This is a genomic window from Pantoea sp. 18069, from assembly GCF_902706035.1.
In the GTDB taxonomy this organism is placed as follows: Bacteria; Pseudomonadota; Gammaproteobacteria; order Burkholderiales; family Burkholderiaceae_C; genus Comamonas.
Genome location: NZ_CACSJA010000139.1, coordinates 1 through 403 on the forward strand (window position 1 = coordinate 1; position 403 = coordinate 403).

1 protein-coding gene is annotated in these 403 nt (G+C 64.3%); it reads right to left on the reverse strand.

Going from position 1 to position 403, the window contains the following annotated elements:
* Positions 1 to 403: substrate-binding domain-containing protein (locus tag GVL12_RS25920; protein WP_235033994.1), on the reverse strand; the 403-nt coding region annotated here is incomplete at both ends.

Below are 403 nucleotides of genomic sequence, written 5' to 3' on the forward strand. Positions count from 1 at the left end.
GGACGAGAGAGCTGGCGCGATGGCGCGGTGCACAGCGCCAGGGTCAGCGGCCGCAGCAGCTTGTTGCGCAAAGGGATAAACGCCAGCTGCCCGCTGTTGACCTCATCCAGCACGTCGAGCAGGCTCAGTACCGTTACGCCGCTGCCTTTGAGGACCAGCGATTTAATCAGCCGAATATCGTTGCAGCTGATGCTGTTTGCCGGGGAAAAGTCGTAGTGCCGATAGAGCATCGCCACCCGGTCGTGCACAATAAGCGGCGCGCCGGGAACGATGTGCCGCAGGTGGCTAAGGTCGCCTAACGACAGCGCCGCAGCCTGCGCGAGCGGACAGTCCGGGCGCATCACCACCCCCATCTCCAGCTCAACGAACGCCAGCACGCTGAGCCCCGCCTGGCCCTCAGGGT